At 51.1% G+C, this 26,880-nt stretch carries 25 protein-coding genes; 24 read left to right on the top strand and 1 reads right to left on the bottom strand.

Annotated elements, in window-relative coordinates; translation table 11 throughout:
- Positions 1-70: 70 nt before the first annotated feature.
- From AB1S56_RS23370 to AB1S56_RS23335, 8 genes are all read left to right on the top strand, one after another.
- A complete protein-coding gene (locus tag AB1S56_RS23370; RefSeq protein ID WP_340871082.1) occupies positions 71-352 on the top strand; it encodes an alpha/beta-type small acid-soluble spore protein in 282 nt (93 codons plus the stop codon).
- Between the two features lie 200 nt (positions 353-552).
- Positions 553-1,755 (top strand): methionine adenosyltransferase, encoded by a 1,203-nt coding sequence (metK, locus tag AB1S56_RS23365; protein WP_340871081.1) that lies wholly within the window; start codon positions 553-555, stop codon positions 1,753-1,755.
- Positions 1,756-1,956: 201 nt separating this feature from the next.
- Positions 1,957-6,393, top strand: a complete 4,437-nt coding sequence (locus tag AB1S56_RS23360) for an Ig-like domain-containing protein (protein WP_340871079.1) — start codon at positions 1,957-1,959, stop codon at positions 6,391-6,393.
- Between the two features lie 173 nt (positions 6,394-6,566).
- The gene (locus tag AB1S56_RS23355; protein WP_340871078.1) at positions 6,567-7,232 is read left to right on the top strand and encodes a helix-turn-helix domain-containing protein; all 666 of its coding nucleotides are present in this window, start codon (positions 6,567-6,569) and stop codon (positions 7,230-7,232) included.
- Positions 7,204-7,662, top strand: a complete 459-nt coding sequence (locus AB1S56_RS23350) for a hypothetical protein (RefSeq protein WP_340871077.1) — start codon at positions 7,204-7,206, stop codon at positions 7,660-7,662. Before AB1S56_RS23355 ends, AB1S56_RS23350 begins: the two co-directional genes overlap by 29 nt.
- Positions 7,663-7,835: 173 nt before the next feature.
- Positions 7,836-10,544, top strand: coding sequence for a stalk domain-containing protein (locus AB1S56_RS23345; RefSeq protein WP_340871076.1), 2,709 nt, complete (start codon positions 7,836-7,838; stop codon positions 10,542-10,544).
- Positions 10,545-10,617: 73 nt separating this feature from the next.
- Positions 10,618-11,805 carry a sensor histidine kinase gene (locus AB1S56_RS23340; protein WP_340871074.1) on the top strand — a complete coding sequence of 396 codons (1,188 nt, stop codon included), beginning with the start codon at positions 10,618-10,620 and terminating at the stop codon, positions 11,803-11,805.
- Positions 11,786-12,514 (top strand): response regulator transcription factor, encoded by a 729-nt coding sequence (locus AB1S56_RS23335; protein WP_340871072.1) that lies wholly within the window; start codon positions 11,786-11,788, stop codon positions 12,512-12,514. Before AB1S56_RS23340 ends, AB1S56_RS23335 begins: the two co-directional genes overlap by 20 nt.
- A gap of 421 nt (positions 12,515-12,935) precedes the next feature.
- Here the strand turns inward: AB1S56_RS23335 and AB1S56_RS23330 are convergent, their stop codons facing one another.
- On the bottom strand, positions 12,936-13,985 hold the full coding sequence (locus AB1S56_RS23330) for a hypothetical protein (protein WP_340871071.1): 1,050 nt from the start codon (positions 13,983-13,985) through the stop codon (positions 12,936-12,938).
- 215 nt (positions 13,986-14,200) lie between these two features.
- On the opposite strand from AB1S56_RS23330, the gene AB1S56_RS23325 reads away from it, so the two are divergent.
- The 16 genes from AB1S56_RS23325 (at position 14,201) to AB1S56_RS23250 (ending at position 26,835) form a co-directional block, all read left to right on the top strand.
- Positions 14,201-14,659 carry a hypothetical protein gene (locus AB1S56_RS23325; protein ID WP_340871070.1) on the top strand — a complete coding sequence of 153 codons (459 nt, stop codon included), beginning with the start codon at positions 14,201-14,203 and terminating at the stop codon, positions 14,657-14,659.
- Between the two features lie 119 nt (positions 14,660-14,778).
- Positions 14,779-16,869: a helicase-related protein gene (locus AB1S56_RS23320; RefSeq protein WP_340871069.1), complete on the top strand. Its 2,091-nt coding sequence runs from the start codon at positions 14,779-14,781 to the stop codon at positions 16,867-16,869.
- Between the two features lie 21 nt (positions 16,870-16,890).
- Entirely contained in the window at positions 16,891-17,811 is a 921-nt protein-coding gene (locus AB1S56_RS23315) for a hypothetical protein (protein WP_340871068.1), read from the top strand.
- Between the two features lie 98 nt (positions 17,812-17,909).
- Positions 17,910-18,332: a TIGR03826 family flagellar region protein gene (locus AB1S56_RS23310; protein WP_340871067.1), complete on the top strand. Its 423-nt coding sequence runs from the start codon at positions 17,910-17,912 to the stop codon at positions 18,330-18,332.
- 98 nt (positions 18,333-18,430) lie between these two features.
- A complete protein-coding gene (gene flgM, locus AB1S56_RS23305) occupies positions 18,431-18,697 on the top strand; it encodes a flagellar biosynthesis anti-sigma factor FlgM (protein ID WP_340871066.1) in 267 nt (88 codons plus the stop codon).
- Positions 18,698-18,727: 30 nt separating this feature from the next.
- Positions 18,728-19,222, top strand: coding sequence for a flagellar protein FlgN (locus tag AB1S56_RS23300; protein WP_340871065.1), 495 nt, complete (start codon positions 18,728-18,730; stop codon positions 19,220-19,222).
- Between the two features lie 15 nt (positions 19,223-19,237).
- Positions 19,238-20,776 (top strand): flagellar hook-associated protein FlgK, encoded by a 1,539-nt coding sequence (flgK, locus tag AB1S56_RS23295; RefSeq protein ID WP_340871064.1) that lies wholly within the window; start codon positions 19,238-19,240, stop codon positions 20,774-20,776.
- Between the two features lie 27 nt (positions 20,777-20,803).
- Positions 20,804-21,727, top strand: a complete 924-nt coding sequence (gene flgL, locus AB1S56_RS23290; RefSeq protein ID WP_340871063.1) for a flagellar hook-associated protein FlgL — start codon at positions 20,804-20,806, stop codon at positions 21,725-21,727.
- Between the two features lie 3 nt (positions 21,728-21,730).
- Positions 21,731-22,300 (top strand): DUF6470 family protein, encoded by a 570-nt coding sequence (locus AB1S56_RS23285; RefSeq protein ID WP_340871062.1) that lies wholly within the window; start codon positions 21,731-21,733, stop codon positions 22,298-22,300.
- A gap of 74 nt (positions 22,301-22,374) precedes the next feature.
- Positions 22,375-22,818 carry a flagellar assembly protein FliW gene (fliW, locus tag AB1S56_RS23280; RefSeq protein ID WP_340871060.1) on the top strand — a complete coding sequence of 148 codons (444 nt, stop codon included), beginning with the start codon at positions 22,375-22,377 and terminating at the stop codon, positions 22,816-22,818.
- Between the two features lies 1 nt (position 22,819).
- Positions 22,820-23,059, top strand: a complete 240-nt coding sequence (csrA, locus tag AB1S56_RS23275; protein WP_340871059.1) for a carbon storage regulator CsrA — start codon at positions 22,820-22,822, stop codon at positions 23,057-23,059.
- Between the two features lie 224 nt (positions 23,060-23,283).
- Positions 23,284-24,051 carry a flagellin gene (locus AB1S56_RS23270; protein WP_340871057.1) on the top strand — a complete coding sequence of 256 codons (768 nt, stop codon included), beginning with the start codon at positions 23,284-23,286 and terminating at the stop codon, positions 24,049-24,051.
- A 212-nt stretch (positions 24,052-24,263) separates the two neighbouring features.
- Positions 24,264-24,623, top strand: coding sequence for a flagellar protein FlaG (locus AB1S56_RS23265; RefSeq protein ID WP_340871055.1), 360 nt, complete (start codon positions 24,264-24,266; stop codon positions 24,621-24,623).
- A 15-nt stretch (positions 24,624-24,638) separates the two neighbouring features.
- The gene (fliD, locus tag AB1S56_RS23260; protein WP_340871054.1) at positions 24,639-26,087 is read left to right on the top strand and encodes a flagellar filament capping protein FliD; all 1,449 of its coding nucleotides are present in this window, start codon (positions 24,639-24,641) and stop codon (positions 26,085-26,087) included.
- Positions 26,088-26,109: 22 nt separating this feature from the next.
- Entirely contained in the window at positions 26,110-26,508 is a 399-nt protein-coding gene (fliS, locus tag AB1S56_RS23255; RefSeq protein WP_340871053.1) for a flagellar export chaperone FliS, read from the top strand.
- Positions 26,509-26,835, top strand: coding sequence for a hypothetical protein (locus AB1S56_RS23250; protein WP_340871052.1), 327 nt, complete (start codon positions 26,509-26,511; stop codon positions 26,833-26,835).
- Positions 26,836-26,880: the final 45 nt, after the last annotated feature.

Raw genomic sequence — 26,880 nt, 5'->3', positions numbered from 1 at the left:
AGCACGCTTGAGGATGACGGCAGGGATGCACAATAGGGATGTAATCATCACATCTTGGAGGTGCATCAACATGAGTCGTTCCAATAAAGTCGTTGTTCCCACTTGCAAGGCTGCCCTTGATCAAATGAAATATGAAATTGCTGCGGAGTTTGGCTTAATGACGCCAAGCTATTCGGCAGGCTCTGCGGATACGGAATTTGCAGGCGAGCTTGGAGCAGCTCCAAGCAGCGGCGCGGGCCGTGTGCATTGGTCGGACATTTCGACACGTCAAGCGGGATCGGTCGGAGGCGAGATTACGAAACGCTTGATCGCGCAGGCAGAATCCGTGCTGGGCGGCGGGTTTACCCTATAAACAAACCCGATGGCGTCCATTGACACTATGCGACATTTTAGGTATCATAACTTTTTAGAAGAAGAGCTGTGTGACAACCTTTTCCTTCGCGGAAAAGGTTCAATTTTGTATAAAACCATTGTACTTATTTATTATTTGTCGAAAAACAATATCGTACTCTTCCTGGAGGGCGAGGATTGAAATTAGGAGGTTGATATCGAATGTCGGTTAAAGGACGCCATTTATTCACATCGGAATCAGTTACGGAAGGACATCCGGATAAGATTTGTGACCAAATCTCGGACGCCGTACTGGACGCATTCCTGGAAGCAGACCCTAATGCGCGCGTAGCGTGCGAGGTTTCGGTAGCGACAGGTCTTGTGCTTGTCATTGGAGAAATCAGCAGCCGCGCGGATTTTATTGATATTTCATCCATTGCGCGTCGCACAATCAAGGAGATCGGCTATACACGCGCGAAGTTCGGCTTCGACCACAGCACGTGTGCGGTTCTGACGTCGCTGAACGAGCAATCCGCGGATATCGCGCAAGGCGTGAACGCGGCTCTCGAGACGCGCGACGGCAAGGACATGAAGCAAGAGAACGAAGACATCGGCGCAGGCGACCAAGGCCTGATGTTCGGCTTCGCGACGAACGAGACACCGGAGCTTATGCCTCTGCCAATCGCCCTGTCGCACCGCATTGCACGCCGCTTGTCCGAGGTGCGCAAGAACGATACGCTTGGCTACCTCCGTCCGGACGGCAAGACGCAAGTAACGATTGAATACGTGGACGGCAAGCCTGTACGCGTAGACACTATCGTGGTATCCACTCAGCATGCGGAAGAAATCTCGCTGGAGCAAATCCAACGCGACGTCATGGAGCATGTCATTAAGCCGGTTGTACCGGAAGAGTGGCTGGATGCGGAGACCAAATATTTTATCAACCCAACTGGCCGTTTCGTTATTGGCGGTCCTCAAGGTGATGCCGGTCTGACTGGCCGCAAAATCATCGTAGATACTTACGGCGGCTATGCTCGCCATGGCGGCGGCGCGTTCTCCGGCAAGGATCCAACAAAGGTTGACCGTTCTGCAGCTTACGCGGCTCGCTATGTAGCCAAAAACATTGTTGCAGCCGGTCTGGCTGACAAATGCGAAATCCAGCTCGCTTACGCAATCGGCGTAGCGAAGCCGGTATCCGTCAACGTCGACACATACGGCACGGGTAAAGTGTCCGAGGAGAAGCTGGTCGAGCTGATCACGAACAACTTCGATCTTCGTCCTGCTGGCATCATTAAGATGCTGGACCTTCGCCGTCCTATCTACGCGAAGACTGCCGCTTACGGTCACTTCGGCCGTACCGACATCGATCTTCCTTGGGAGCGCGTAGACAAGGCTGAGCTGCTGAAATCCGGCGCAGGTCTATAAATTTCTCGACAGAATGCGCGAGGTGCGCAACCGAAACGCTGTTTCATCCGTCATGATAAATGATGGTTGGAACGGCGTTTTTTTTATGGTCAGAAGCAACGATTGGTTTCAAACGGTACAAAAAAGGCGGATACCCTAAATTTTTCATCGTGTTGAACCGAAAAATAAGGTACGAGTGTTTGATGAGGAGTGAATGATGACATGTATCGAATCCGAAAGCTTTCCGTTCTGCTGGCCTTCGCGATGATCCTGCAGCTAGGTGTGCCAGGATTGTCTGCGCCTAGACACGCGGAAGCAGCTCCAAGCGGCCCGGCGGCGCTGAGCTTCTATCCCGCTGATAATCTTACCAATGTGCCCCTGGGGGCGAACCTGCGCATCCTGTTCGACGAGAACATCAAGCTGGGCTCAGCCACGACGGCTGTCACCATCTATCGTTCATCCGATAACCAGGTGGTGGAGAGAATTAGCGTCGGTTCAGGAAGAATTACGATATCTGAAGGGCGAGAAGCGATTATTGATCCGCTTCTTAGCGCAACGTCGAATCGTTTTGACCTGAATACGGAATATTATGCGCTAGTAGACGCTGGAGCATTCCTTAATGTGTCGAACAATGCGCCATATGCGGGCATCCAGAGTGCGACCAGATGGAATTTCCGCACGGTAGTGTCAGAGGACTCTGTCAAGCCAACGCTTGCTGCTCCGGGCTCTTACAGTCCTGCGACTGCCGGTACACATTCCATTACAAGCATCATCCGGATTCAGTTCAGCGAGCCCGTATATGCTTCGAATGGGTATATTACACTGGAATCTGCAGACGATACGAGATCCATTCCGGTTACTTCTTCGATGGTGACAGGAAGCGGTTCGACAGAAATTACGATTACACCGGACGGAGCCCTGCTCCCAACGGCAACGTATACGGTTCGAATTGCGGGGGACAACTTCCAGGATGCGTCGGGTAATTCTTTTGATGCCATGCAGTGGAGCTTCACGACGGCCTCGGCCCCGGTCAATCTGGCTGCGAGCAATCCGTTTTTCCCTGCGGATGATGCAACACTGATACCGATCGCTTCCAATCTGACCATTCGTTTCGATCAGGATGTGCAAGCGAATGCCGGCAGATATGTGGAAATAAGACGAGTCAGCGATAATAAGGCAGTATATAGGCTGGAGGCGACGGACTCAGCTATTACAATTGATAATACTACAGATACGGTGACGATTAATCTGCCTGAGGATCTGGCCCCGAGCACGGCATATTACGTGCTCATCCAGCCAGGAGCGTTCTCCCGTCCTGCTCCTAACACTGGCGAGTGGTTCTACGGCATCTCTGCCGCAACGATCTGGAATTTCTCGACAGGCTATGGCAATGATACTACGGCGCCGTCTCTTACGAGCCTGTCGCCGTCGAATAATGGGTCAGCCGTAAGTACCAGTACAAATCTCGTGCTTACCTTCAACGAGGTCGTCTATCCAAACACAGGCACGATTGAAATTCGTCAGTCTGTGGGAGGCGGTCTGTTCCGCTCGATCCCTGTTACATCGACCCGTGTGAGAGGCGGCGGTACGAATCAACTGACTATCGATGCAACGGGGTATGTTTCGTCCAGTGATCCGGCGAAGTCATTCCTGAATAATACGAAATACTATGTTACGATCGGCAATCGTGCCATTAGAGACGGTGCGGGCAACTTCTATGCCGGTATCTCGGGCACAAGCGGATGGGCGTTCACTATTACGCAGGACGGTACGCGTCCACTGCTTGTATCTGTCTCTCCATCAAACGGTTCAACGGCTGTCGACACATCGGGGACGTTCACGGCAACCTTCGACAAGCCGATTGCAAGAGGTGATCTTACGAAGGAAATTCAGTTCACCCCTGTAAGCTCGGGTGTTACAGTGGATGCCAATTTCTATGTCGATTCGGCCGATAATAAAAAGATGATCATTGTGCCGAGCTCGCCGCTGGCAGCGAACACCAATTATTATATAGCTATTGATGAAGGGGCCATTACCGATCTCGTAGGCAACGCATTCGCTGGTATACTGAACCAATACCAATGGACGTTCCTAACGAAGGGTGGAGATACAACTCAGCCGGCCATTACGAAATCTGAAGTCAGCGGCTCTGTTATTCGTTTGATCTACAATGAGCCTCTGAACACGGAGCTGTCACCTTCCGTTGCGAGCTACTACGCGACAGTGGCAGGAGCGGCGCGAAGCATTCGCAGCGTGCAGATAGAGGGCAATATGGTGCTGCTTACGTTGTCCAGCTCCGTGGGCTACAGTCAGAAGGTGGAGCTATCCTACACGAAGCCGTTTGTTGGTCTGGTGCAGGATCTGTCCGGCAATCAGGCTGCAGGTTTCTCTAAGCTGGATATCTCGAACGGCTTCACGAGCACGAATCCCGTCATATCCAGCGGGTCGGCATATAATAATGTTGTTGTGCTAAACTTCAGTGAAGCATTGATGACGCCTAACGCATATGCCTATACGCAGTTCACAGTTGAAGTAGGGGGCATTAACTACAGTCCAACGGCCATCTGGCACAGTGGCAATGTTGTGCAGTTGACTCTGAGCAGCTCGATTCCGAGCGGCCAATCCGTTCGAGTGTCGTATACGCCGGGCAGCTACCCATTGTATGGGACATCCGGCAGTCAAGTGAACAGCATCAGCGGCTACAATGTGACAGGCAGCACAGGTACCGTTGGAGATGTCAGCGCACCGGTCTTGCAGAGCATTACTGCAGCAGGCACCATCGTGACGTTAAAATATAATGAATACCTCAACCCGGGGAGTACCCCGGGCATCTATCAATACAGCGTCCTGGCAGATAGCCAGACGCGTACGATAAGCGGCATCGTTATCGCAGGCGATTCCGTCTACCTGACACTTGGAACAGCTGTCACATCCGGACAGACAGTGCGTGTCTCCTATATTAGCAACGGCCTGTCGGTTATGGATCTTAGCGGCAATGCTGCAACATCGTTCACCAACGTTACGGCCAACGCTGGAACCGGTACGGGAACAGGTGGTATCGCTACGATGCAGGGCGCTATTCTCAAGGGCTCGAAGCTGACCTTGAACTTCAGCGCCCCACTCAATCAGACGTCCATACCTTCTGCGAGCTTGTTCATCGTTCGCGTGAAGGATATGGTCCGCGTCGTGTCGAGTGTGCAGATTAGCAGCAGCACGGTTATTCTGACGCTGGCTTCACCGGCAAATGTCGGGGAGAAAGCGGAAATCTCGTATTATACCAATGCGAGTGGATTAAAATCCTCCGGTGGAGAAGCGGTTCCTACGTTCGCCAACGTCAATGTTGCGAATCAGACAACGCTCCTCGATACGCTGACCGGCGATTATGAAGCGGCCGAAGACGGCCAGGGCGTCGTAATCAAGAGCAGCGGAGCGATGTCTACGTCGGATGTCTCGCATGGCGGCACAGCTGCGAACCGCTATACACTGAATAACGATAAGTTCATCGCCGCCGTTACGACTGCGCGCAATGCAGGACTGGCCAGTCCGCGCATCGCATTCATGGTGCCGGACAGCCAAAAGGCTGCAATCGTTGCCGTATCGGTTATCACGCTTGAAATGGCGTACAAGCAGGGCGGTGACGTCATTCTTGAAGTGCTGCACGGCGATGTAAGCTATCGCCTTCCGCTGCGCGAGCTGAGCTTTGCTCAGCTGGCAACGGCGGTTGGCGGCAACGGAGTCTCGAATCAACTGGTCGTCGAGATTGATCCCACCTCAACCACGCTGACGTTGCCGCTCTCCAACGCAATTAAGAGCGCAAAAGCGACAGTCGTTGAAGGTCCGGCGAGCTTCGCGGTGTCCGTCGTGAATGGCTCGCAGGAGCAGGAGCTGAAGGACTTCGGCGGGTATCTGACTCGCACGTTCAAGACGACGTCCACGGTCAACGAGGCGGAGTCTTCCGTCGTATGGCTGGATCCGGTGACAGCGACGTTATCCTATGTGCCGACGTCGTTCAAGACAACGAACGGTGTAACGACAGCCACGTTCCACCGTCAGGGGAACAGCGTCTACGCGCTTGTAAAAAATACATCTTCCTTCAGCGACATGGGCAAACACTGGGCTGCTGATACCGTTCAAATGATGGCCCGCAAATTCATCGTCGAAGGCCACACGGTGTCCAAGTACGAGCCGGACAAGCCGATTACTCGCGGCGAGTTCGCAACGTATATCGCTAAGGGTCTTGGACTCCAGGGCGACCGATCTGCGGCGGCCAAGTTCAAGGATGTTAACTCGAGTACGGTTATGGGCGCTTATATCGGCGCAGCAGCATCAGCAGGAATCGTGAACGGTATCGACAGCACGACGTTCAAGCCGAACAGCTACATCACCCGCCAGGATATGGCGACGATGATGATGCGGGCGTGGAAGGCCGCTGATAAGACGATAACCCTGCCAAGCTCGCAGGATTCCTATCTGTCCAGCTTCACGGACCGAAGCAAGGTTAGCTCGTATGCCAAAGCCAGCATGGCGCAGGCGATCTACCTCGGCATCATCAACGGCAAGTCGGCGACGACGCTCAGCCCGACGACCAACGCCTCCCGCGCGGAGGGTGCCGTGATGATTATGCGCCTTCTGGAGAAGGCGGAGTTTCTGACGCAGTAACTTTCATTTATCGAAACCCTGCTATAGCGATGAGCTATGGCGGGGTTTTTTGGTTTTATGCAATGAATGAAGGGCTTGGAGAAAGGTTAAAATTATATTTAAGTTTACTTTCTATTTTCTTTCAATTTGTTGACAAGTGATGCATAACTTAGTTAGTATGGAGGTGAGGTGAGATGATTATGCGCCCCACAGTGATTGAGAGAGGGTTATTAAAAGGTTCGGCTGCACAAAACCTATTACGCCAAATGGTCGAAACAGACATGATCGTTACCGCAGCCCTTGTCAAAAACCTGCTTTATACCGTTCGTGGAGCGGAGCGTTATGCACGAAGCTGGAATGATGAACAGTTCGTGGACAAAGAGGGATTGCTGGAATGCGGAAACAGGTTGCTTGAACTGATATCGGAAGAGTCTATTCGAGAATATTCAGTTGTAACATTCTCAACGTCTGATGTTGCAAAGTATATCGGCGTCAGTCAACAAACGATTAATGCGTGGTTGCGTGATGGGAAGATTGTTGGTGTTCCTGAAAAGGAAGATAAAAAATGGAATAGAATTCCGGAAGAAGCTGAAGTCATTTTTCAAAATGGCTCTCAAGTATCGATAAGGGTGCTTAAGGAGAACTGGGAAAAAGAAAATGTAATCCCGGTCGTTGATGAAAAGACTTATCTTGAGTTATCCATCAAGGAACTGGAAGATAAATACGACGGCAAAACATTTGAAGAGGTTTTTGGTCATAAGACAATCAACGAGCTGACTCAAGAGGATACCGATGCTTCTATTTGGCTGTCTTACAAAGTGAGGTTGGAAAGTGTCAAGAACGACCCTGAACATACCTAAAACCACTTTTTTAAACTTAAGTTATATATACAACGAAATCCTCGAAGCTCGGACGGCTGAGGTGAACAATAGGGAGCTTGACCACAAAAAAGGCAGGGAAGTTAACGCCAAAATAACTTTTCATTACACAGATTGCTATCTTCGATGTAAGGAGATATTCGAACCTTCGACCTATTTGTTGGTAGAATATTATTACGACTGGTATGCTGGCAATGGTGAAATATTAGGTAAGTACCATGCTCATTATCATCCTAATGGTACACCTGCTGAGATCACTCAATATGATCCATGGCATTGGCACGTGCCTAAAGATTTGACTGACAAAGAAGGTGAGCGTCAAGCAGGTCCAATTGGTTATACTATTCATGATGTGCTGAGAGAGCAAGTGTTGCCGCATATAATGCGACTTAGAAGGTCAGGAAAGAATTAGGCATCCTATATGAAATTCACCCGCCGTTGCGAGCTTCTTCGCAACGGCTTTCCACATTAACAATATTTTTCAGTAGAAATGAAGTGATAGCAGTCTCTTATCGACGTAACTTTTCGAATACTCTTGTAGTCTATAACTAATAGATACATAGAGATGGGAGAGTTGCTGACGATATGAGCAAGGCTTGGAACAGCAGGGGCCGGCAGAGGCATGCGGGTAAACTGGGAAGAAGAGTTGTTATTGTTGCGATTAGCGGCGCGTTGCTGGCGCAGCCGTTGGCACTTGCGCTGCCGCACAGCTGGCAGGCGTATATGATAGGAGAGGCGGAAGCGGCCACTGCGCCGATTCTGAAGCTGACGAAGTCTTCGATCCTGACGTCTGGAGCGAAGCGGCTGGATTATAAATGGAGCACAACACGCAATAATAAATCGGTGCAGACGGATGTGCATGTGATAGAGATTGATTTGTCGAATCCTCATGTTATGTTGAACGCAATCAGCGGCAAAAATAACAGCGTTGGCCAGCGCAACAGCATTCTGAATATGACCAAGGAGAATGGAGCTGTCGGTGGCATTAACGGTGACGTCTTCGTCATGTCCAACGAAGGAGCACCACTGGGCGCCCAGGTGACGAGCGGCCAGCTGGTCGTCAGTCCGTCCAAGCTAAAGGGCATGTATGCCTTCGGTATTGGCGCCGACCGCAAGCCCTTCATTGACGCCTTCACGTTCAGCGGCACAGTGACGGCCGAGAATGGGTTGACCTATCCGCTGGAGGGGCTGAATCAGTCCGCCTATTCGCCGGAGGGCGGGAGCTCCGCGTATAGCCACGTCAATAATCTGTTTATTTATACAAGTACATGGGGCGGCGCTGAGCGGCCGGTGAATTCCGCGACGAAGCCGACAGAGGTGCTCGTGCGCAACGGCCTCGTGGAGCAAATATCGGAGGGCGCTGCAATCCCAGGGGCTGTACCGGTGGACGGCTACATTCTGAGAGCTCATGGCACGGCAGCGCAATTCGTCAAAACCAATCTGCAGATCGGGCAGACTATTACGTCGGACTATTCGCTTGTCTCGCAGACAACGAAGCAGCCAGTGGACGCCGCGTCCCTGGGGATGCTTGTAGGCGGTCACACGCTGCTTGTCGATAACGGCGCTGCCGCCGCATTCTCCCGCGACGTCGCAGGTGTCAGCGGCACTTCTTATACGTCGAGAACCGGTATTGGCTATTCCAAGGACGGCACGAAGGTCTATATGATTACCAGCGAGAAGTCCGGCAGCAATACAGGCGTCAGCCTGAAGGAGCTGCAGCAGATTATGGTCCAGCTGGGCGTGTACAAGGGCGTAAATCTGGACGGCGGAGGCTCCACGACGATGACGGAGCGCCCGCTTGGCAGCACAGGCGTGCAGCTGGCGCATCCTACGCAGGAGGGCTCGCAGCGAGCGGTGGCGAATGGCATCGGCGTCTTCACAACCGCGCCGCAGGGCGCCCTGAAGGGTATGGTTGTAGGCGGCCCTGCTATTATGTTGCTCGGCCAAAGCGCCACCTATACGGCGGGCGGCTACGATACGTATTACAACCCATACGCGCTGGACGCCGCATCGCTCAAGTGGACCTCCTCCACGGACGTGGGAAAGATTGAGGGGAACCAGTTCACGGCAAGCAAGGTGGGCCAAACAAAGCTGACCGTTCAATCCGGCGACATTACGGCGTCCTATGACGTCGAGGTGATCGGCCAGGATCAGATCGCCTCGATCAAGATCAATTCGTCGGCGGCTATGCTGACCAAGGGCTCTGTTGTCAATGTGCCCATCACCATCAAGCTGAAGAACGGCAGCACCTATTATGTGACAGGCGATGCGCTGCAATGGGAATTTATCGGGTTCACCGGCGAATACAACAAGGGTACGGTAACGGTGAAGGATATCGACAGCAAGACTGCAACAGGCTATGCGATCGCCCGCTATGACGGCTATGGGGCGATGCTCCCGTTCGTCGAGGGAGAGCAGGTCAAAACGTTGGAGGACTTCGAGGTGTCGCGCTACGCGATTACGAATGCCGTCACTTCAGAGGGCACGACTACAGGCACCGTGAAGCTGGTCAGCGATCTGCCGGAGCAGAAGAGCCGGGGGCTGCAGCTGGCGTATGATTTTGCCGCGGGAACGAAGGGCACCCGAGCCTCATATGCGGTATTCGGCGACGGGTTGACCTTGTCCGGCTCGCCGACCTCGCTGACGATGGATCTCTACAGCGATAACAGCCGCAACTGGGTACGCGCGGAGGTGGTGGATGCGAACGGCAAGGCGCATTTGCTTGATATCGCCAAGGAGCTGAACTGGTCCGGCTGGAGAAATGTGAAGGTGGATCTTACCGCCGCCGGCATCGCTTATCCCGCCAAGCTGAAGCGTATCTATGTCGTCACGATTGAAGAGGGCTTCGAGAAGAGAGTGTCGACCGGCGCGATTGCGATGGACAATCTGGTTCTTCGCACGGCGGCTGAGGTGAAGGAGCCCGCAAGGGCGAATATTACCATGAATGTCGACAAATCCGTCGCCACGGTGAACGGCAAGAGCATCAAGCTGGACGCCGCGCCGTTCATTCAGAAGGGCTCCACCTATGTGCCGCTTCGGTTCGTGACGGAGGCGATGGGCGCGGAGGTATTGTATGAGGCCAAGACCAGAAGAATTACGGTGCTTAGAGGCAGCCAGATGCTGGAGATGACGATCGGCGAGAGGGATTATATGCTGAACGGCGTCCGGTATACGGCCGATGTCGCTCCTTTTACAAGGAATAACCGCACGGTTATACCGATCCGATTATTTTCGGAAAAGCTGGGCTTCAAGGTCAATTATGAGGAGAAATTAAAGAAGATTACCATTGAATAGCTAGACGAGAGATGGTCGTGATGTGGTATGATAGAGTGGAATATCCTATTTGGATGGGGAGTGCCTAGCTGTAGTGGATCACCTGACAGTCGATATTAACAAAGTCATCTCGAACGCGATCAAGGTCATGGAAGACAGCAAATATCAGATCTATGAGATATGCGAGTCGGCGCGCTCGGAGCTGGAGGCGCTGGAGCTTGAGCTCGAGCAGGTGCTCGAGGAGACGGTTCGTACAATCGATAAGGTGGATCAATTAGAGCAGGACTATAAGCGCGCCCGCATCCGTCTGACCGAGGTGAGCCGCGATTTCGTGCGATATCGGGAAGAGGATATTAAGCAGGCTTACGAGAAAGCGACACAGATCCAGCTGGATCTGATGATATACCGCGAGAAGGAGACTTATCTCCGCTCCCGCAGGGACGATCTCCAGAAGCGCGTTCGGAATGTCGAGCAGTCGATCGAGCGCGCAGAGGCTATCGCATCGCAGATGAATGTCGTGCTGGAATATTTGTCCGGCGACTTGAATCAGGTTACCCACATTATTGAATCCGCGAAGAACAGGCAGCTTCTCGGCCTGAAGATTATTCTGGCCCAGGAGGAGGAGCGCAAGCGGATTGCCCGTGAAATTCATGATGGACCGGCGCAGTCGCTTGCGAATATCGTCCTTCGAACCGAGATTGCCGAGCGTATGCTGATTAAGGGGCAATTCGAGCTGGTGCAGGATGAGCTGGTGGATCTGAAGGGCCAGGTGCGCAACGGGCTTGAGGAGATTCGCAAAATCATCTTCAACCTGCGCCCCATGGCGCTGGATGATCTGGGTCTGCTGCCGACGCTTCGCAAGTTCGTTCAGGACTTCGAAGAGAAGACAAAGGTACATGCCACCTTCGAGACGACAGGCAAGGAAATTCGCCTTCCCTCCGCAATGGAGGCTGCTATCTATCGCATGATGCAGGAAGCGTTTTCGAATGTGATCAAGCATGCGAATGCTTCGCATGTCTCACTGGAAATCCATTATACTCCGCAGATGATCAAGATTTCGATCCAGGACAACGGAAAGGGATTCCAGGTCGGCGCAGTCTCAAGACCTACCGACGGCAATTCACACTTTGGCCTGATCGGCATGAGAGAGCGTGTGGAATTGATCCAAGGAAGGATGGTTATAGACTCAAATCCCGGACAGGGCACGAAGATTATGATAGAAATCCCGACAACTCCAGAACAAAGAAAGGAGAATGAGTATAATGAACCAGATCACGTCTAGCCAATCCAATACTATCAAGATTCTGCTCGCTGACGATCACCAGCTGTTCCGTGAAGGGTTGAAACGAATTCTGAATATGGAAAGCGATATCGAAGTGATTGGGGAATGCGGCGACGGCATACAAGTGCTGGAGTTCTGCAATCATACCGTTCCGGAAATTGTGCTTATGGATATCAATATGCCGATTGAGACGGGCGTCGTGACAACAGAGCGGCTCAAAGCGATGTTTCCTGATGTGAAAGTGATTATTTTATCCATTCATGATGATGAAAGCTATGTATTCGAGACCCTTCGCAAGGGCGCGACGGGGTACCTGCTGAAGGATATGGAGGCGGAGGCGCTTATTAACGCGATTCGCTCCGTGCATCACGGCCATTCCTATATTCATCCTAAAGTGACTGGCAAGCTGATTAACCAGCTCCGCCGCATGACGTATCTCGATGAGATGGGCGTTGCGTCAGGCGCTGCCGCTGCCAAGGAGCCTGGAGTGAAATATATCGCGACGGAAGAGAGCCCGCTGACGCGCCGCGAAGCGGAAGTGCTCAGGCTTATGGCTGAGGGCAAGAGCAACAAGATGATCGGCGAATATTTGTTCATCAGCGAGAAGACGGTCAAAAATCACGTCAGCAGCATCCTGCAGAAGATGGAGGTTGACGATCGCACGCAAGCCGTCATCAATTCCATCAAGTTTGGCTGGGTTACGCTGTAAGAGGCGACCTCGATGGAGGATTTCTTAACGGCCTCTTATATAGGGTACACAATGTTCGGCTTTTTGAATCAAACAAAGCCCTTGGAGCAAGCTTAGCGCTTGCCTCAAGGGCTTTGTGTTGTATTACAGAATGAATAAATTTCGGGGTGAGCGAGTGGAGCTAGAGTGCTCCCGCTGTAATGGACATTAAATGCGCTTAGAGCTGGGATTGGAGGCTATTCAGCATGTAACGGTCAAAATTGACGCTTAGCCGTTCTAAACGGACCCATTCTGCCTCAATCGTTGTTCTAAAGGTCGAGAATGCCCGTTACAGCTTTGGGTGGCCGATTAGACTTTTCTAAAGGTCGAAAATGTCCGTTACAAAGCTCGGATGATGCGCCTGCTTGCGCCCCCGAGACAATGACATCATGTTGCGGATGGATTAACGCTTATGTGCGGTGCGCTTCCGGCTGCCCATGTTCATTAGACCGGTCAGAGCGAGGAAGGACCCTAAAGCATAATACGGAACGGGGCTGCTGTCCCCTGTCTGGGGCAGCTGCTGGATGGGCGGCTCGTATTCGTCGGTTGACGTGTCGATAGCCGTGTCATCCTCGGGCTCGCCGCCGCCTCGGGGCACTTCATCCTCCTCAATGGTGATCGTATCCTCCGTTGGCTCAGACGAAGGCTCGCTCAGTTGGGTTGGAGTTGCCGCAGGTGTAGACGTCGGTGTTGAAGTATTTGTCTCGGTAGGTGTAGTCGTTGGTGTGGTGGTTGTATGAGTAGGTGTAGTCGTTGGTGTTGAAGTAGCTGTATGAGTAGGCGTAGTCGTCGATGTGGTGGTTGTTGTCTCGGTTGGTGTAGACGTAGGTGTTGAGGTTGATGTCTCGGTCGGCGTCGACGAAGGCGTATCCGATGCTGTCGTCGTAGGCGTTGGTGTAGGTGTAGGCGTTGGCGTAGGTGTCGGGCATACGCCGCTGTTGATGTAGAGATAGCTTCTGTAGGTGCCCATTTTATGCCCGCCCGTACCGAGCTCGGTCTGGATGGGGCCGGCGTACAGGTCCACCTGGCTAGTGCCGCATGACGGCATATTGATCGTTAATTCGTAATTCCCCGCTGTGTCATACGTGCCGGTTACGCCATGGTAATACACCTGGTTCTCGTAAGGCGTCGGGGAGCCGACATAGGTGTATACAGAGAAGCTGGCTTGAACGCAGTTTTGCACGGTTTTGAACTTGGTGGTGGCGGTCCCGTCTCCATTGATCTTGATATAAGGGATGGAGGGGTCCTGCTGGCCCAGCTTATCTGCTGTTCCGGCATACGAGGCGCAGCCGGCCTGCGCTTGGGCAGCCGCTGCTGCCATATGTAAGGCGGCGGTGGGGTTGGCCCCTTCGGGCAGTCCTTCGGCATATACAAAGGAGCCGGTGGCTAGGGTTAGAAGCAGCAGTAAAGCCATTGCGATGGAAATGGGCTTTTTGGTGATTCTACTCATCATTCACTCTCCTCTACTGTCATCAGAACATATATATGCGCGGGCACGTACCCAAATGATAGCATATGATGGAAATGGGGCAAGGGTGTATTTTTGGTGAAAAATTCATATTGGTGTCGAAAAGTATTTTTCATGACAAACACGCAAGTCAACTCGTCCGAAGGACCGTAACCGATGGGCGGGGCGCGGCATATAGTATGGCATAAGGAGGTGCCGACATGCTGAATGTTCTGCTTCTTATCATAAGCTGTTATGCCGCGGCGGCGTTGCTCGTGCATCTGGCTTATTGGATCGGCCGCGGACGATCCGGCAAGGGCAAGCATTATGTGCTGATCGCAAGCGATGGTCAGGAGAAGATGGAATGGTACTTGAGAATGCTGCGCGCGTTCTCCCGCTGGATGGGCAGGGATGTGCGGCTGACGGTGGTGGACGTGGGAGCATCGACAGACACGATGGCTGTTGTGGAGCGCTGGAGAAGAAGCGGCCAAGAGGTTCATGTGCACGCGAGGAAGGCAGGCGTAAATCCTGAAACCGAGGTTGGAAAGCGCTCGCATGACGGGGTGAGCGCGGTTCAAATGCTGTGGCTGCTTCAGGCGGAGGGCATTGTATCGGAATCAGAGCATGCGGTTCTGGTGGACCTGGAGAATCCGGCAGACTTGTCGAAGATGCCGTTTTGACCTATAATGCAGTCATAGTGAAGCACACTTGACTTGCCCGATGCGGGCGGGGTCGGGTGTGTTTTTTTGTCGTTCCAGGCAGCGCGAGCTCGGCTCGCAAGGAGATAAGGAGGGATAACATGAGAGCACAAGTGTACGTACTGCAGAAGCGTGGCGAATGGTCGGCCTGGCTCACTTTATCGCCGGAGGTCGATTATGCGTATTGGTTTGGTGAAGGAAGTGCGTGGGAGGCGGCGGAATGTGCGTGGCTGTGGCGCGAGGAGCTCCCGCTGGGACAAGCCTCCGAGGCGGTGGAGCTGTGGAGGGAGCGGGTGGAAAGCAAACATTTCGGGCGGGTGAAGCAGGGGCTGGGCGCTCGCTATGGAGGCATGGAAGGGCAGCGCTATTCTGGAGCGACAATGAACGAAGCCAAAGCGGTAGCTTTGATGTCTGGCATTATTGAAGAAGTGCGTGCGGCGGGGGAGAGAAGGAAGCATGCTTTCGCTTCGAAGCGGGCAAGCGATACGACAGGTGGTGTATCGTCAAGTATAGAGGGCATGGAGCAGCGGAGCATAGAACGCTGGCGTGAGGGTGAGGGGCAGCGGGTTATGGCCCCCGAGCGCTGGAGCCATGTGGCGGCGGCTTCGAAGCTCGCCGCCGAGCTCTTGCAGGGGCGCGCGCTGCTAAGCGGCGAAGCGCGCGAGCTTCTGGGCGCCGGCGGTCCCGGGGCCGCCGCCAGCTGGCGCGAAGCGATCCAGCTGGCGGCGCTGCTCGGGCGCGTGCGCCTCCGCGGAGCGGTCGCCGCCGATGGGGGCGGGCGGCCGGACGCGCGGCGCCGGCTGCGCTGCCGGCGGTGCGGCAGCGGGGAGGCGCGGCTGCTGCGCTCGCGGTGCCTCGCCTGCGGGCGCGAGTGCGCGTATTGCGAAGCCTGCCTCACGATGGGGCGGAGCAGGGAGTGCGAGCTGCTGATTGAGGGCGTCTATACGCCTCAAGCGCAGCGGGCTTGGATGGGCGGCTGCGGGCAAGGGGGCGCGCCGCAGGTAGCTGAAGCCCCGACAGCTCCCGTGGCGGGGGCGGGGCTTCTGGCGCGATGGGGGCTCAGCCCCGCGCAGCAGGCGGCGACGGAGGAGGCGCTGCGATTCGTGGAGGAGCGTGACCGGCATCGCGGCTCGCCTGCATCTAAGACAGGAAGGGCCCGGTCGCGTGTGGGGATGCCGAGCCAGCAGGGCGGTATTCGCAGCTTCCTGTTATGGGCCGTAACGGGAGCGGGCAAGACGGAGATGGTGTTCCCGCTTGTGGAGTCGGTGCTGAGGCGCGGCGGCCGGGCGCTTATTGCGTCGCCCAGACGGGATGTGGTGCTGGAGCTGGACCCGCGCATCCGCAGCGCGTTCCCTCATGCGTCGGTGGTCACCCTGTACGGCGGGAGCGAGCAGCGCTGGGAGCGGGGCGACATAACGCTCTCCACGACACATCAGCTGTTCCGCTTCCATCACGCGTTCGATTTGGTCATCCTGGATGAGATCGACGCGTTCCCTTATCATGGAGACCCGCTGCTGCAATATGCGGCGGACAAAAGCTGCCTGCCCGGAGCGCCGCGCCTGCTGCTGTCGGCAACGCCTCCGCGCGAGCTCCAGCGGGCGGCGAAGCGGGGAGAGCTGGCGCACGCCCGAGTGCCGGTGCGCTACCATCGGCACCCGCTGCCGGTGCCCGCGCTGAAGAGCTCGCCCTCCGTTCACGCGATGCTGGCATCGGGCAGGCTGCCGGCTGCACTGAGGAAGGCGATCCAGGCCTCGCTGGAGCGGGGCGCCCAGCTGTTCTTGTTCGTGCAGCGCATCGCTCACGCTGAGCCGCTGGCTGTCCTCCTGCGGGAGAAGCTTCGCCTGCCCCAAGAGCTCGTTGCCGCAACCTCCTCGCAGGACCCGGCAAGAGCGGCCAAGGTGGCTGCCTTCCGGTCGGCTGACATCCGCATCCTGGTCACGACGACGATCCTGGAGCGCGGCGTAACGATTCCTCGAAGCGACGTAATGATTATGGACGCGGACGGCAGGCTGTTCGACGAGGCCTCGCTGGTGCAGATGGCGGGACGGGCGGGGAGGAGCGCTGCTGATCCCGGCGGCAAGGTGTATTTTGTAGCGCCGCAGAGAACACAATCCCAGCTTCATGCCGTACGGCATATTCGCGCCATGAATGCGCTGGCTCGCGCCAAAGGCTATTTATTGCCAAAAAGCTAAGCGGAAAAGAGGTGGACGGGAATGAGCATCGTTCGGGGAATTCGGGTTTTATGGGATGTTTGCCGAGCTGCGGGAGGGCATTCCGCTGGCTGGATGGCGCCCCGCAGCGAAAGCTGTGTGGTATGCGGCCAATTCATCGGCGCGGGAGGGGCGAGCGTGGCTGGAGAGCCCGGCCATGCTGTATTGGCTCAAGCTTTATGCGGGCGGTGCCGTCGCTCCATCCCATGGTTGGTGCAGATTCGCTGTCCGGTCTGCGGTAGGGCCATTCACTGCGAGGATTGCGGGCGTCGGAGGAATCGCCATTTTGTCATGAACCGGAGCGCTGTTGCCTATGACCCTGTTATGAGAAGCTGGCTGGCGCTGTACAAGTACCGGGGCCGCGAGCGGCTTGCGCCCTTGCTGGCGGAGATGCTGGTGCCCCCATTGCTTCGCATGGCGAAGGAGCTTGAGCGGGCGGAGGGCGCGGTCCAAGCGCGCTTGGCTTCTACGCGATGGCCATGGCTTCGCGCCATCTGGCAGCGAGCAGCAGGTGATCGCCCGCCGGTGCCCGGCGCCTGCTGGGACGCTATTACCTTCGTGCCGATCAGCGCGCAGAGGGCGGAGGAGCGGGGCTTCAATCAGGCGGAGCAGCTGGCGCGTCACCTGTCCGAGCGTTTCGGCATGCCTCTCTTCAATCTGCTCGTGCGGGCGCACCATTCCGAGAAGATGAGCTTCAAATCAAGAGCGGAGCGGCTGCAGTCGGTGAAGACGATGTTCAACGTTCATGCTGATTCCCTTGCCAAGCTGGAAGCCAGGAGTGGGGAGGGCGGCCGTGAGCTTCGGCTGCTGCTCATCGACGATATCTATACAACGGGCAGTACAGTGGAGGCGTGCTCGGAGATATTGCTGCGCCACGCCCGTGTTCCCCTGCGCATATATGTGCTTACGTGGTCCCGATCTTAGGGAGGGATGGGGGAGCTGTATTTTTTCCTAATGAAATCGCGTTTGAAATCCGTTAATATGGAGGTAGGATTATTTAGGACAAGAGGGGGCCTTGAGCGATGAACGTAGAAAACTGTCCTCGCTGCGGTAAGATTTTTGCCAAAAACTTCAGGGACGTGTGCCCGGCATGCATGAAGGATATCGATAGAGAGTACCAGCTGTGCGCGGATTACTTGCGTGAGAACAAGGGTGCCATTATTCATGAGCTGTCCGACGCGACTGGCGTTGCTATAAGACAAATTACGAAGTTTATCCGGGAAGGCCGCATCTCTATTGTGAACGCGCCTAATATGTCCTTCCCTTGCGAGTCCTGCGGCACGCTGATCCGCGAGAATCATCTGTGCGAGGACTGCCGCATTCGGCTGACGAAGGACACCCGCAAGCTGATGCAGGACGAGAGCGCCAAGGCGGCTCAGCTGGAGAAGGACCAGCAGGCGAAGAAAACGGCTTATCGCGGTATCAGCGAGTATAAAGGAAGATAATTTCTGGATACTATTCATTAAAATATGACGAGAGCCGATAATACCTCTATAAGAGTAAATCGGCTTTTTTAGTTGCTGACCATAACGAGGTGAGAACAGTGAAGATTAATGAAACCAAGCGCATCGGAGCAGCCAACCCCTACGCGAAGCAGAGCGAAGTGCGATCGGATCCTACGAAGAAGGCGAAGCAGAAGGACGAGGTGCAGATCTCAGCGGCTGCGAAGGAGATGCTGTCGACGAGCAAGCTGTCCGACGCGGAGCGCAGCGAGCGCATCAGCCGGCTGAAGAGCGAAGTGGCGTCCGGCACTTATCATGTGGACGCTGGCAAGATCGCCGAGAAGCTTCTGCCCTTCATAAGGGAGTAATCGACAGCAAGTTAGGAGAGTTGATGCGGAATGTCGGTAGCCGCCATAATTGAGACGCTTCAAAGACAGCTGGAGCTATATAAGAAGCTTCTAGAATGTGAGGAAAGCAAGAAGGCTCTCATTCTGAAGAATGAGATTGTGCAGCTCAATGTTGTCACCCAAAAGGAGAAGCTGCTGACAGCACACGCAGAAGAAATTGAGACAAGCCGTATGTTGTTGACTGCCAAACATTTCAAGAACCTTGGCTTCCGCAATCTCTCCGGCGTTCTGTCTGATTTAATTAAGTCTGTTAACAATGCAGAAGAAAAGAAAGTCCTTCTTGAGCTGCATGGACAGCTTACAGACGTCCTAAACCGGTTGAAGCAAGTAAACGAAATAAACCAGAAGCTTATTCAGCAGTCGCTGGATTTTATAAACTTTTCGCTGGGGCTGATCGTTGAGAATCCGAGCGAGGATATGGTGTACCAGCATCCTCAGCACCAATCCTACAGCAATAAGAGGAACTGGTATGATTCAAAGGTATAATAAGGGGATGAGAACATGAGATCGACCTTTCACTCGCTGGAGACGGCGAAACGGAGCATATTTACGCAACAAGCTGCCATAAACACAGTTGGTCATAATATATCGAACGCCAACACAGAGGGGTATTCTCGTCAAAAGGTCACGATGGTCGCGGCTCGCCCTATTGAAGCCTACGGAATCAACCGATCCAATGCTCCGGGTCAGCTTGGAACCGGCGTTGAATTCACTTCAATTACGCGTATTCGCAACGCTTTCTTGGACAGTCAATTTCGCCAGCAGAATCAAGGAGTAGGCAGCCTAGAGATACAGACGGATACACTGAGTAAGCTAGAAGGTTATGTTAAGGAGCCTTCTGAAACAGGTATTCGCACTGTGCTGGAAAACTTCTGGAACTCGTGGTCGGATTTGAGCAAGAACCCTGAGAATGTCACCGGTCGTGAAATTTTGCAGGAAAACGCCGTGGCGTTGGTTGAAACCTTCAACGAGTTAAGCAGGCAACTTACCGATTTGAGTGAGGATCTGACATCCAATATTGAAGTGAAGGTGACTCAGACTAATTCCCTGCTGTCCACGATATCTTCGCTCAACATGGAGATTCGTCGAATTGAGTCGCTCGGCGACGATGCGAACGACCTTCGTGATCAACGTGATTTGATGACAGATCAGTTGTCCCGTATTATGAACATTAACGTAACGGAGACTGACCAAGGCTATACTATCAGTATGGGTGGAAACGTTATGGTTGAAGGTGGGACGGTCACTCCGATTACGCCAGGGGCATTAGAAACGGCATATATCGGAGGTAATCTTACCGGCGGGGAAGTACATGGGATGATCGTCTCCCGTGAAAAATACGTAGCTGAGTTTCAGCAGCAACTGGATACACTGGCGAATACGCTTGCAAACGGTGAGTTCCAGGTGACTGTTCCTGCTGGCTGGGTGAAGCCGGGTACGACAACTCCGACGACTGCCGACGAGGTCGTAACGGTCCAAGGCATCAACGGTCTTCATAAGCTGGGGTATACATTAGCGGATCCAGCCACATCAGGCGAGGATTTTTTCACATTCAAGCCAGGTGCTGCCGGTATTACAGCTGGAAGCATCACGCTTAATCCTTCAATTGCGGCTGATTCCAATAAAATCGCCACGTCTTTGCGGACAACAACAGACGGAACAACGGGTGTTACTTCTGTGATTAAAGGCAATAACGGCCTGGCTCTGCTCATGTCGCAGCTTCAGGATGTCAAGTTTGCATTCGACGAAACTGCGCATGGCGGCGGAGTTACATCTGCTACGGTTGGAGACTTCTACGGTGCCGTTGTTGGCGCGCTCGGTGTGCAAAGCCAGGAGGCACAACGTTTGTATACCAATTCCCAGACTCAGCTTGACCAAGTCGAAGCCAGCCGCGAATCGATAAGCGGAGTTTCTCTCGACGAAGAGATGGCGGATTTGATCAAATATCAGTACGCATACAGCGCATCCGCCAGGTTTATGACAACCTTCGACGAGATGCTGGACAAACTTATTAACGGAACCGGCATGGTAGGCCGGTAAGCCTTGACCAATAAGGAGGTTGTTTAAATGTCGTTACGCGTTACTCAAGGCATGATGCACATGCAGCTTATGCGGAACCTTAATCGCAACTTGACCCAGATGGAACGCTTGCAGGAGCATACTACGACTGGCCGCAAGCTGAACAAGGCATCGGACGATCCTGTCGGAATTACATATTCCCTGCGATACCGGTCGGAGATATCTGCTAATGAACAATATCAGAAAAATGTGGATTCGGCATTATCTTGGTTGGATTTTAATGATACGGTCGTCGCTCAGGCGGGGGACGTATTGAAACGTGTAAAGGAGCTTGCCGTACAAGGTTCTAGCGGCACTAATCCCGATGTAGCCCTTGAGAATATCAAGAGCGAAGTAGCGCAATTGAGAACTCAGCTTATTGATATTGCAAACAGTAAGATAAGTGGTAAATATATATTTAGCGGCGAGAACTTCGATCAAATTCCATTTGATAAATCATCTCCTGGATTTAATGCGCGGGAGGTTTCTCCCGATAAAGGAAAAGTAGAATATATTGTTGGTAATCAAATCAAGTTGGATATTAATCTAACAGCTGAGCAGGTATTTGGTACACCGGATGCTTCCCTTGCGGGTACGGGAGATAATGTATTCTCAGTATTAGATCGTATTATAAATGCTTTGGGGAGTGCAGATTATGGTGGTGTAGCTATGGAGCTCTCTAATCTTGATAACAGCATGGATCGATTATTAAATGCACGTGCAGAAATCGGAGCCCGCGTGAATAGAGTGGAGCTAATGCAAAATCGTTTAGTCGATATGGAGTTAAACTTAACTGATTTGCAATCAAAGGTAGAGGATGCCGACTTCGAGAAACTGTTGATTGATTCACAAATTAACGAAAATATTTATCAGGCTTCGTTATCCGTTGGTGCTAAGGTAATAAAGCAATCACTAGTGGATTTCCTGAGATAACATATGATATTTCCTCAATTGCAAATACAATCTACCCGGGCGAAAATTGGTATACGGAGTGAACTTGGTCACTTCGAAATCAAACAGTCGCGAGCGTACATTCAAATAGAATCGAAAGGTGCAAGAGTTCATATTGATTCAGAACCGGCGGTTGTACACATCGATCAAACTAAAACTTGGGATGCTTTGACCGGAGGTAAGCCACTGACATTTTGGAATCGAATTTACGATCAATCCGGTAAGTTTGTACTTGACGCAATACAAAATACTGTAGATGAATACAATAAAATTGGGAACATCCTTGCTACAGACAATCCTATTGCCGAAGTGGCTAGAGACAGCATGTTCAGGCAAAGTCCCTACCATGACATATTCGGTCCGGCTTCTTCCGATAATGTTGATTTTAATCCTACATTCACAAAACCAGATATTAATGTTGATGTCGGGGGGATTGATATTCAAGTGCAAACGAATCGACCTCAGATCGAATATAAGCGGGGCAGTACGCGTACCTACATGGAACAGTATCCATCAGTACATATAACACCTCCCAAATTTGATATTACTTTATAAAAGCGGATAATATTAAAGCTATAGAGTCGGATTTCGATGCTATAGCTTTTTATTTTGAAAGGAGTGTGGTCTAGTTGAAAATTAATACGGTTCGATTTGGTGAATACGAATATTCGAGGAATGATTTGATTACGTTCTCAAATGGCATTCCCGGATTTAAAGAGCGGCACGAGTATGTACTAGTTGAAATTGAAGAAAGTCCTTTTATATATTTGCAAAGCGTTGATGACGGGGAACTTGCCTTTATCATCGTATCGCCGTTTGAGTTTTTTCCCCATTATGAATTTGAATTAAACGATATAGTTAAGACGGAATTGGACGTTCGATCCCAAAATGAACTTCTGATCTTCAATATTGTTAGCGTACGCGAAGAACTGGTCGCCGCTACAGTCAACTTGGCAGCTCCGATCATTTTGAATACAAGAACGAAAAGGGCTGCACAGTACATACTTGCAGATTCGAAGTATTCGATTCGGCAGCCTCTATTTACTGCTACGGCAATTGCGGGGAGGGAATAACATGCTTGTCTTAAGCAGAAAAAAGGGGCAGTCCATAATCATTGGTAATGATATTGAAATCACAATCCTGGAGGCCATTGGCGATACTGTGAAGATTGGAATTGAGGCCCCCAGTGAAGTTGGTGTTCTTAGGAAAGAACTATATCTGTCCATAGAGGCGACAAATATAGATGCTGAACAATTCGAGTTGAGCGCAGCGGAATTAAGAGAACAGTTCAGTAAATTAAAGTCCAATGGCTAAGGCGACTCGACGAGCAACTTAGACTGCCCTAAAAGTCTTGCTTTTGACTTGTTTTTTTGTGTTTAAAAAGGTTGATAAATTTAATGCAAAAAAATGCAACTTGCTATAAACATTTTTGTAAAACCACCGATATATATATTAGTGCTGATAAAGGGCGGCCGACCTACTTCAGCAGACCACAAGGACGTGGAATATTAACACACAATTTCAGGGAGGAAATTAAAATGCGTATTAATCACAACATTACTGCTTTGAACACTCACCGTAACATGGGTCTTAACACTGCTAGTGCCAGCAAATCGATGGAGAAACTTTCTTCCGGTCTTCGCATCAACCGTGCAGCTGATGATGCTGCAGGTCTTGCCGTTTCCGAGAAGATGCGTGGTCAAATCCGTGGTCTTGAAATGGCACAACGCAACGTTCAAGATGGTATCTCCTTCGTACAAACCGCTGAGGGCGCAATGAACGAAGTTAGCGCCATGCTGACTCGTATGAAAGAGTTAAACGTTCAAAAACTGAACGGCACTTACTCCACTGAAGACAAAGCGAACATTGATGTTGAGCTTGGTCAATTGGGCACGCAGATTGGAAAAATCATGACTGATACGAAGTTCAACGGCATGAACATCACAGGCGGTGCTACGATTCAATCCGATGATGCTGCTCAAACAATCGGCATTAACACAATTATTACTGCTAGCTTCTCGTCCCTCACATCTGCTTCAACACTTGGTCAAGTGGAAACTGCAATTACAGCTGTATCTACTGAACGTGCTAAACTTGGTGCTGTTCAAAATCGTCTAGAGTACACTTCCAATAACCTGGGGACGACTGTTGAGAACCTTACTGCATCCGAGTCTCGCATTCGCGATACTGACATGGCTTCCGAAATGGTCAAACTTACAAAAGACAACATTCTCCTTCAAGCGGCTCAGTCGATGCTGGCTCAAGCCAACTCACAGCCGCAAGGCGTATTGTCCTTGCTTCGTTAATCCTTTCAAAGCTAAGAGGCCTTGGTTTCATCCAAGTGCCTCTTTTTATTATGCATATATAAGTTCAACTAGAACCAATCTATTATTTTATCCGACAACCTGCATCATCTGAAAGTAGATTTATGCTGTCTTGTTCAACTCATTCTAACAATTCGAGCTAGTTTGTCCGATAATATATATATCTTGATATTTTGATCATAGGCGGGGATGAGATGATTAATTTTTCATCTGTGAATACTTCGACTGGGTATATGACAGATTCAAATGTGAACATCGGGCCGAAAAGAGAAGCGATTTTGGATACAACGGAAAAGTTAATCAATCCAACTTCAAGTATGGGGGCTGTAACGGATGAGTTTCTGCAGAAGAGCTTAGATCGAATACTTAAAGCTATTCAGCCTTCAGATACATCAATTGACCGTTCAATTCATGAGATAACAAAGCAAGTAGTTTACAAGGTTAAAGATAATTTTACGGGCGAGGTCATTCGGCAATTCCCTGAGGAAAAACTAGTAGAAGCAGCGGCAAAACTTATAGAATTGGCAGGCATCATGGTAGATAAAAAAGTGTAAGTGAGGTGTGATGGAATGAGAATTTCAGGATTGGCATCCGGCCTAGATGTTGATGCAATGGTCAAAGAATTAATGAAAGCCCGCAGGACCTCTTATGATACAATGATTAAGAAGAGAGGTCAAGTAGAATGGAAGAGAGAAGACTATAGGGCGATTAGTACCAAAATTGTTGATTTTCGAAATAATAAACTGTCTACTTTCAACCTTTCCAATGCAATTAGTGCAAAGATGAGTCAAGTTACGGGAGATACACTTGCACTTAAGGTAAATTCGACAAGCTCAACTGCAGCAGGATCTATGATAGTAAAGGTGGAACAACTTGCGCTTTCCCAAACTAATGTATACAATTTTGGAGTTTCTTCAGGTACAGCTCAATTAGATACGTTAGGGTTTACTGAAGACCCTGAAAACACTTCTAATATTGCCTTTACAATTAACGGAGAGAAAATATCGGTCAGTAAAACCGCAACACTAAGTGATCTTGCTTCAGTTATTAATGCCAGTTCCAGCAAATCAAAAGCAATGGCTCTTTATAATGCTGATACTGGTCAATTTTCATTAGCTGCCACCGAGACTGGTGAGAATAAATTAGCAATGACTGAAAGTGTGTTTATTCCCAACGGAAGTAATGCAAGATACGACTCTGTTGCTTCCGTGGCTGGAGGAAAGGCTAGAGTAAATATTAACGGTGTTACTTATGAACAGGACTCTAACCGCTTTTCGGTAAATGGAGTGGATTTTACAGCCCAAGCTATCTCTGCAACGGGTGCAACAATTTCGGTGATTAAGGATACTAGCAAGATTGTGGAAACAGTCAAAAATTTTGTGACGGAGTACAATCAGCTGATTAGTGTTATTAATGGAGAACTATCCGAGGAAAAGAATCGAGCATTTCTTCCATTAACAAGCGATGAGAAAGCTTCTCTATCTGATAAGGAAGTTGAACAGTGGGAAGCGAAGGCGAGAAGTGGAGCCCTTAGAAATGATGCTACTCTATCGAAATATGTTTCGGATCTAAGATCTATTGCAACTACTTTAATTGCGGGAGTAGGTAATGGTACTGTATCAGTCGGTATTACGACAGGCAGTTATTCAGAAAAGGGTAAGCTTGTTCTAGACGAGGAGCAGTTAAGCAAAGCTCTAGATTCTCATTCGGACGAAACGATCTCATTATTCGCTGACGGTACTAATGGTATTTTTAAGAAAATGATGGATACTTCTATGACAGCTTTAACTGATCTTTCGAAAATAGCTGGTACATCTCTTACTAGCTCAGACAGTGCCACTGCTTTTCTGGAAGGTTCATTGATAGGTGAACAACTTCGTAGCATGAAGGATAAAGAAACTATGGTGCTTGCTCGGCTGAATAAGCTGGAAACCCAATATTACAAGCAATTCTCTGCTATGGAGGCGGCTATTAATAAGATGAATAGTCAGTCGTCTTCTCTATCGAGCTTTGCTTAGATTTCCAAAGGAGTGAATCAACATGATGAAATCGCCATATCAAATCTACCAGCAATCATCCGTTCAAACAGCTAGTGGTGGACAGCTTATTATTATGTTATATGAAGGCGCCATTCGATTCGCGAAGGCTGGTATTGAGGGTATTCAAGTGAACAACTACGAGAAGGCTAATCATAACCTGAAAAAAGCCCAGGCGATAATCCATGAATTGATTGCTTCTCTAAATCATGGCTATGATATTTCGAAAAATCTTGTTCGTATTTATGAGTATCTGCTCCATCTGTTGATCAAAGCAAATGTAAACAAAAGTGTTTCACCGATTGAAGAGGCGATTAGTCACTTGTTAGAGTTAAAAGAAGCATGGAAGCAAGTTGTGAAGGGATCTACAGGTATGAGTATGAAAGAAGCTGGAGTTCAATAAATGCGGACCAACCTTGATCAATTGTTAATGGCAACCTTAAGACTGGTTGAGCAAATTGAAACTGCGGAGACTGAGGAGCTCGTGGGGCACGTGGAGCTGCGAGACTCCGTGATTGATCAGCTTAGGCAGGCTAAGGTAATCAACGATGAGGAGAAACAAATAATTATTTGCATTCAGAAGTACGATGAGATAATTATATCTCGAATGAAGCTACTCATGGACGAGGCTGCATTGGGTTTGAGTAAACTAGGGAACTCTCGTATACAGAAACAGATATATGAGAAAGCATACGCAAGTGAAAGTTACTTTATAGATTATAAGGAATAAAGAGAAAGAGGCGCTCTAAGGTGTTAGGAACCTTTAGCGCCTCTT

Origin of the sequence: Paenibacillus sp. PL2-23, assembly GCF_040834005.1 — a bacterium.
Lineage (GTDB): Bacteria > Bacillota > Bacilli > Paenibacillales > Paenibacillaceae > Pristimantibacillus.
Note: the sequence above shows the minus strand (reverse complement) of the source record. Positions and strands in the feature narration are given on the sequence as shown.

Coding starts and splice junctions, on each gene's coding strand:
- AB1S56_RS23345 (WP_340871076.1), top strand. CDS start 7,836: ATGAGCAAGGCTTGGAACAGCAGGGGCCGGCAGAGGCATGCGGGTAAA.
- metK (WP_340871081.1), top strand. CDS start 553: ATGTCGGTTAAAGGACGCCATTTATTCACATCGGAATCAGTTACGGAA.
- AB1S56_RS23360 (WP_340871079.1), top strand. CDS start 1,957: ATGTATCGAATCCGAAAGCTTTCCGTTCTGCTGGCCTTCGCGATGATC.
- AB1S56_RS23300 (WP_340871065.1), top strand. CDS start 18,728: ATGTCGGTAGCCGCCATAATTGAGACGCTTCAAAGACAGCTGGAGCTA.
- fliS (WP_340871053.1), top strand. CDS start 26,110: ATGATGAAATCGCCATATCAAATCTACCAGCAATCATCCGTTCAAACA.
- AB1S56_RS23270 (WP_340871057.1), top strand. CDS start 23,284: ATGCGTATTAATCACAACATTACTGCTTTGAACACTCACCGTAACATG.
- flgL (WP_340871063.1), top strand. CDS start 20,804: ATGTCGTTACGCGTTACTCAAGGCATGATGCACATGCAGCTTATGCGG.
- csrA (WP_340871059.1), top strand. CDS start 22,820: ATGCTTGTCTTAAGCAGAAAAAAGGGGCAGTCCATAATCATTGGTAAT.
- AB1S56_RS23320 (WP_340871069.1), top strand. CDS start 14,779: ATGAGAGCACAAGTGTACGTACTGCAGAAGCGTGGCGAATGGTCGGCC.
- flgK (WP_340871064.1), top strand. CDS start 19,238: ATGAGATCGACCTTTCACTCGCTGGAGACGGCGAAACGGAGCATATTT.
- AB1S56_RS23315 (WP_340871068.1), top strand. CDS start 16,891: ATGAGCATCGTTCGGGGAATTCGGGTTTTATGGGATGTTTGCCGAGCT.
- fliD (WP_340871054.1), top strand. CDS start 24,639: ATGAGAATTTCAGGATTGGCATCCGGCCTAGATGTTGATGCAATGGTC.
- AB1S56_RS23310 (WP_340871067.1), top strand. CDS start 17,910: ATGAACGTAGAAAACTGTCCTCGCTGCGGTAAGATTTTTGCCAAAAAC.
- AB1S56_RS23330 (WP_340871071.1), bottom strand. CDS start 13,985: ATGATGAGTAGAATCACCAAAAAGCCCATTTCCATCGCAATGGCTTTA.
- AB1S56_RS23355 (WP_340871078.1), top strand. CDS start 6,567: ATGATTATGCGCCCCACAGTGATTGAGAGAGGGTTATTAAAAGGTTCG.
- AB1S56_RS23265 (WP_340871055.1), top strand. CDS start 24,264: ATGATTAATTTTTCATCTGTGAATACTTCGACTGGGTATATGACAGAT.
- AB1S56_RS23325 (WP_340871070.1), top strand. CDS start 14,201: ATGCTGAATGTTCTGCTTCTTATCATAAGCTGTTATGCCGCGGCGGCG.
- AB1S56_RS23250 (WP_340871052.1), top strand. CDS start 26,509: ATGCGGACCAACCTTGATCAATTGTTAATGGCAACCTTAAGACTGGTT.
- AB1S56_RS23335 (WP_340871072.1), top strand. CDS start 11,786: ATGAACCAGATCACGTCTAGCCAATCCAATACTATCAAGATTCTGCTC.
- AB1S56_RS23370 (WP_340871082.1), top strand. CDS start 71: ATGAGTCGTTCCAATAAAGTCGTTGTTCCCACTTGCAAGGCTGCCCTT.
- AB1S56_RS23285 (WP_340871062.1), top strand. CDS start 21,731: ATGATATTTCCTCAATTGCAAATACAATCTACCCGGGCGAAAATTGGT.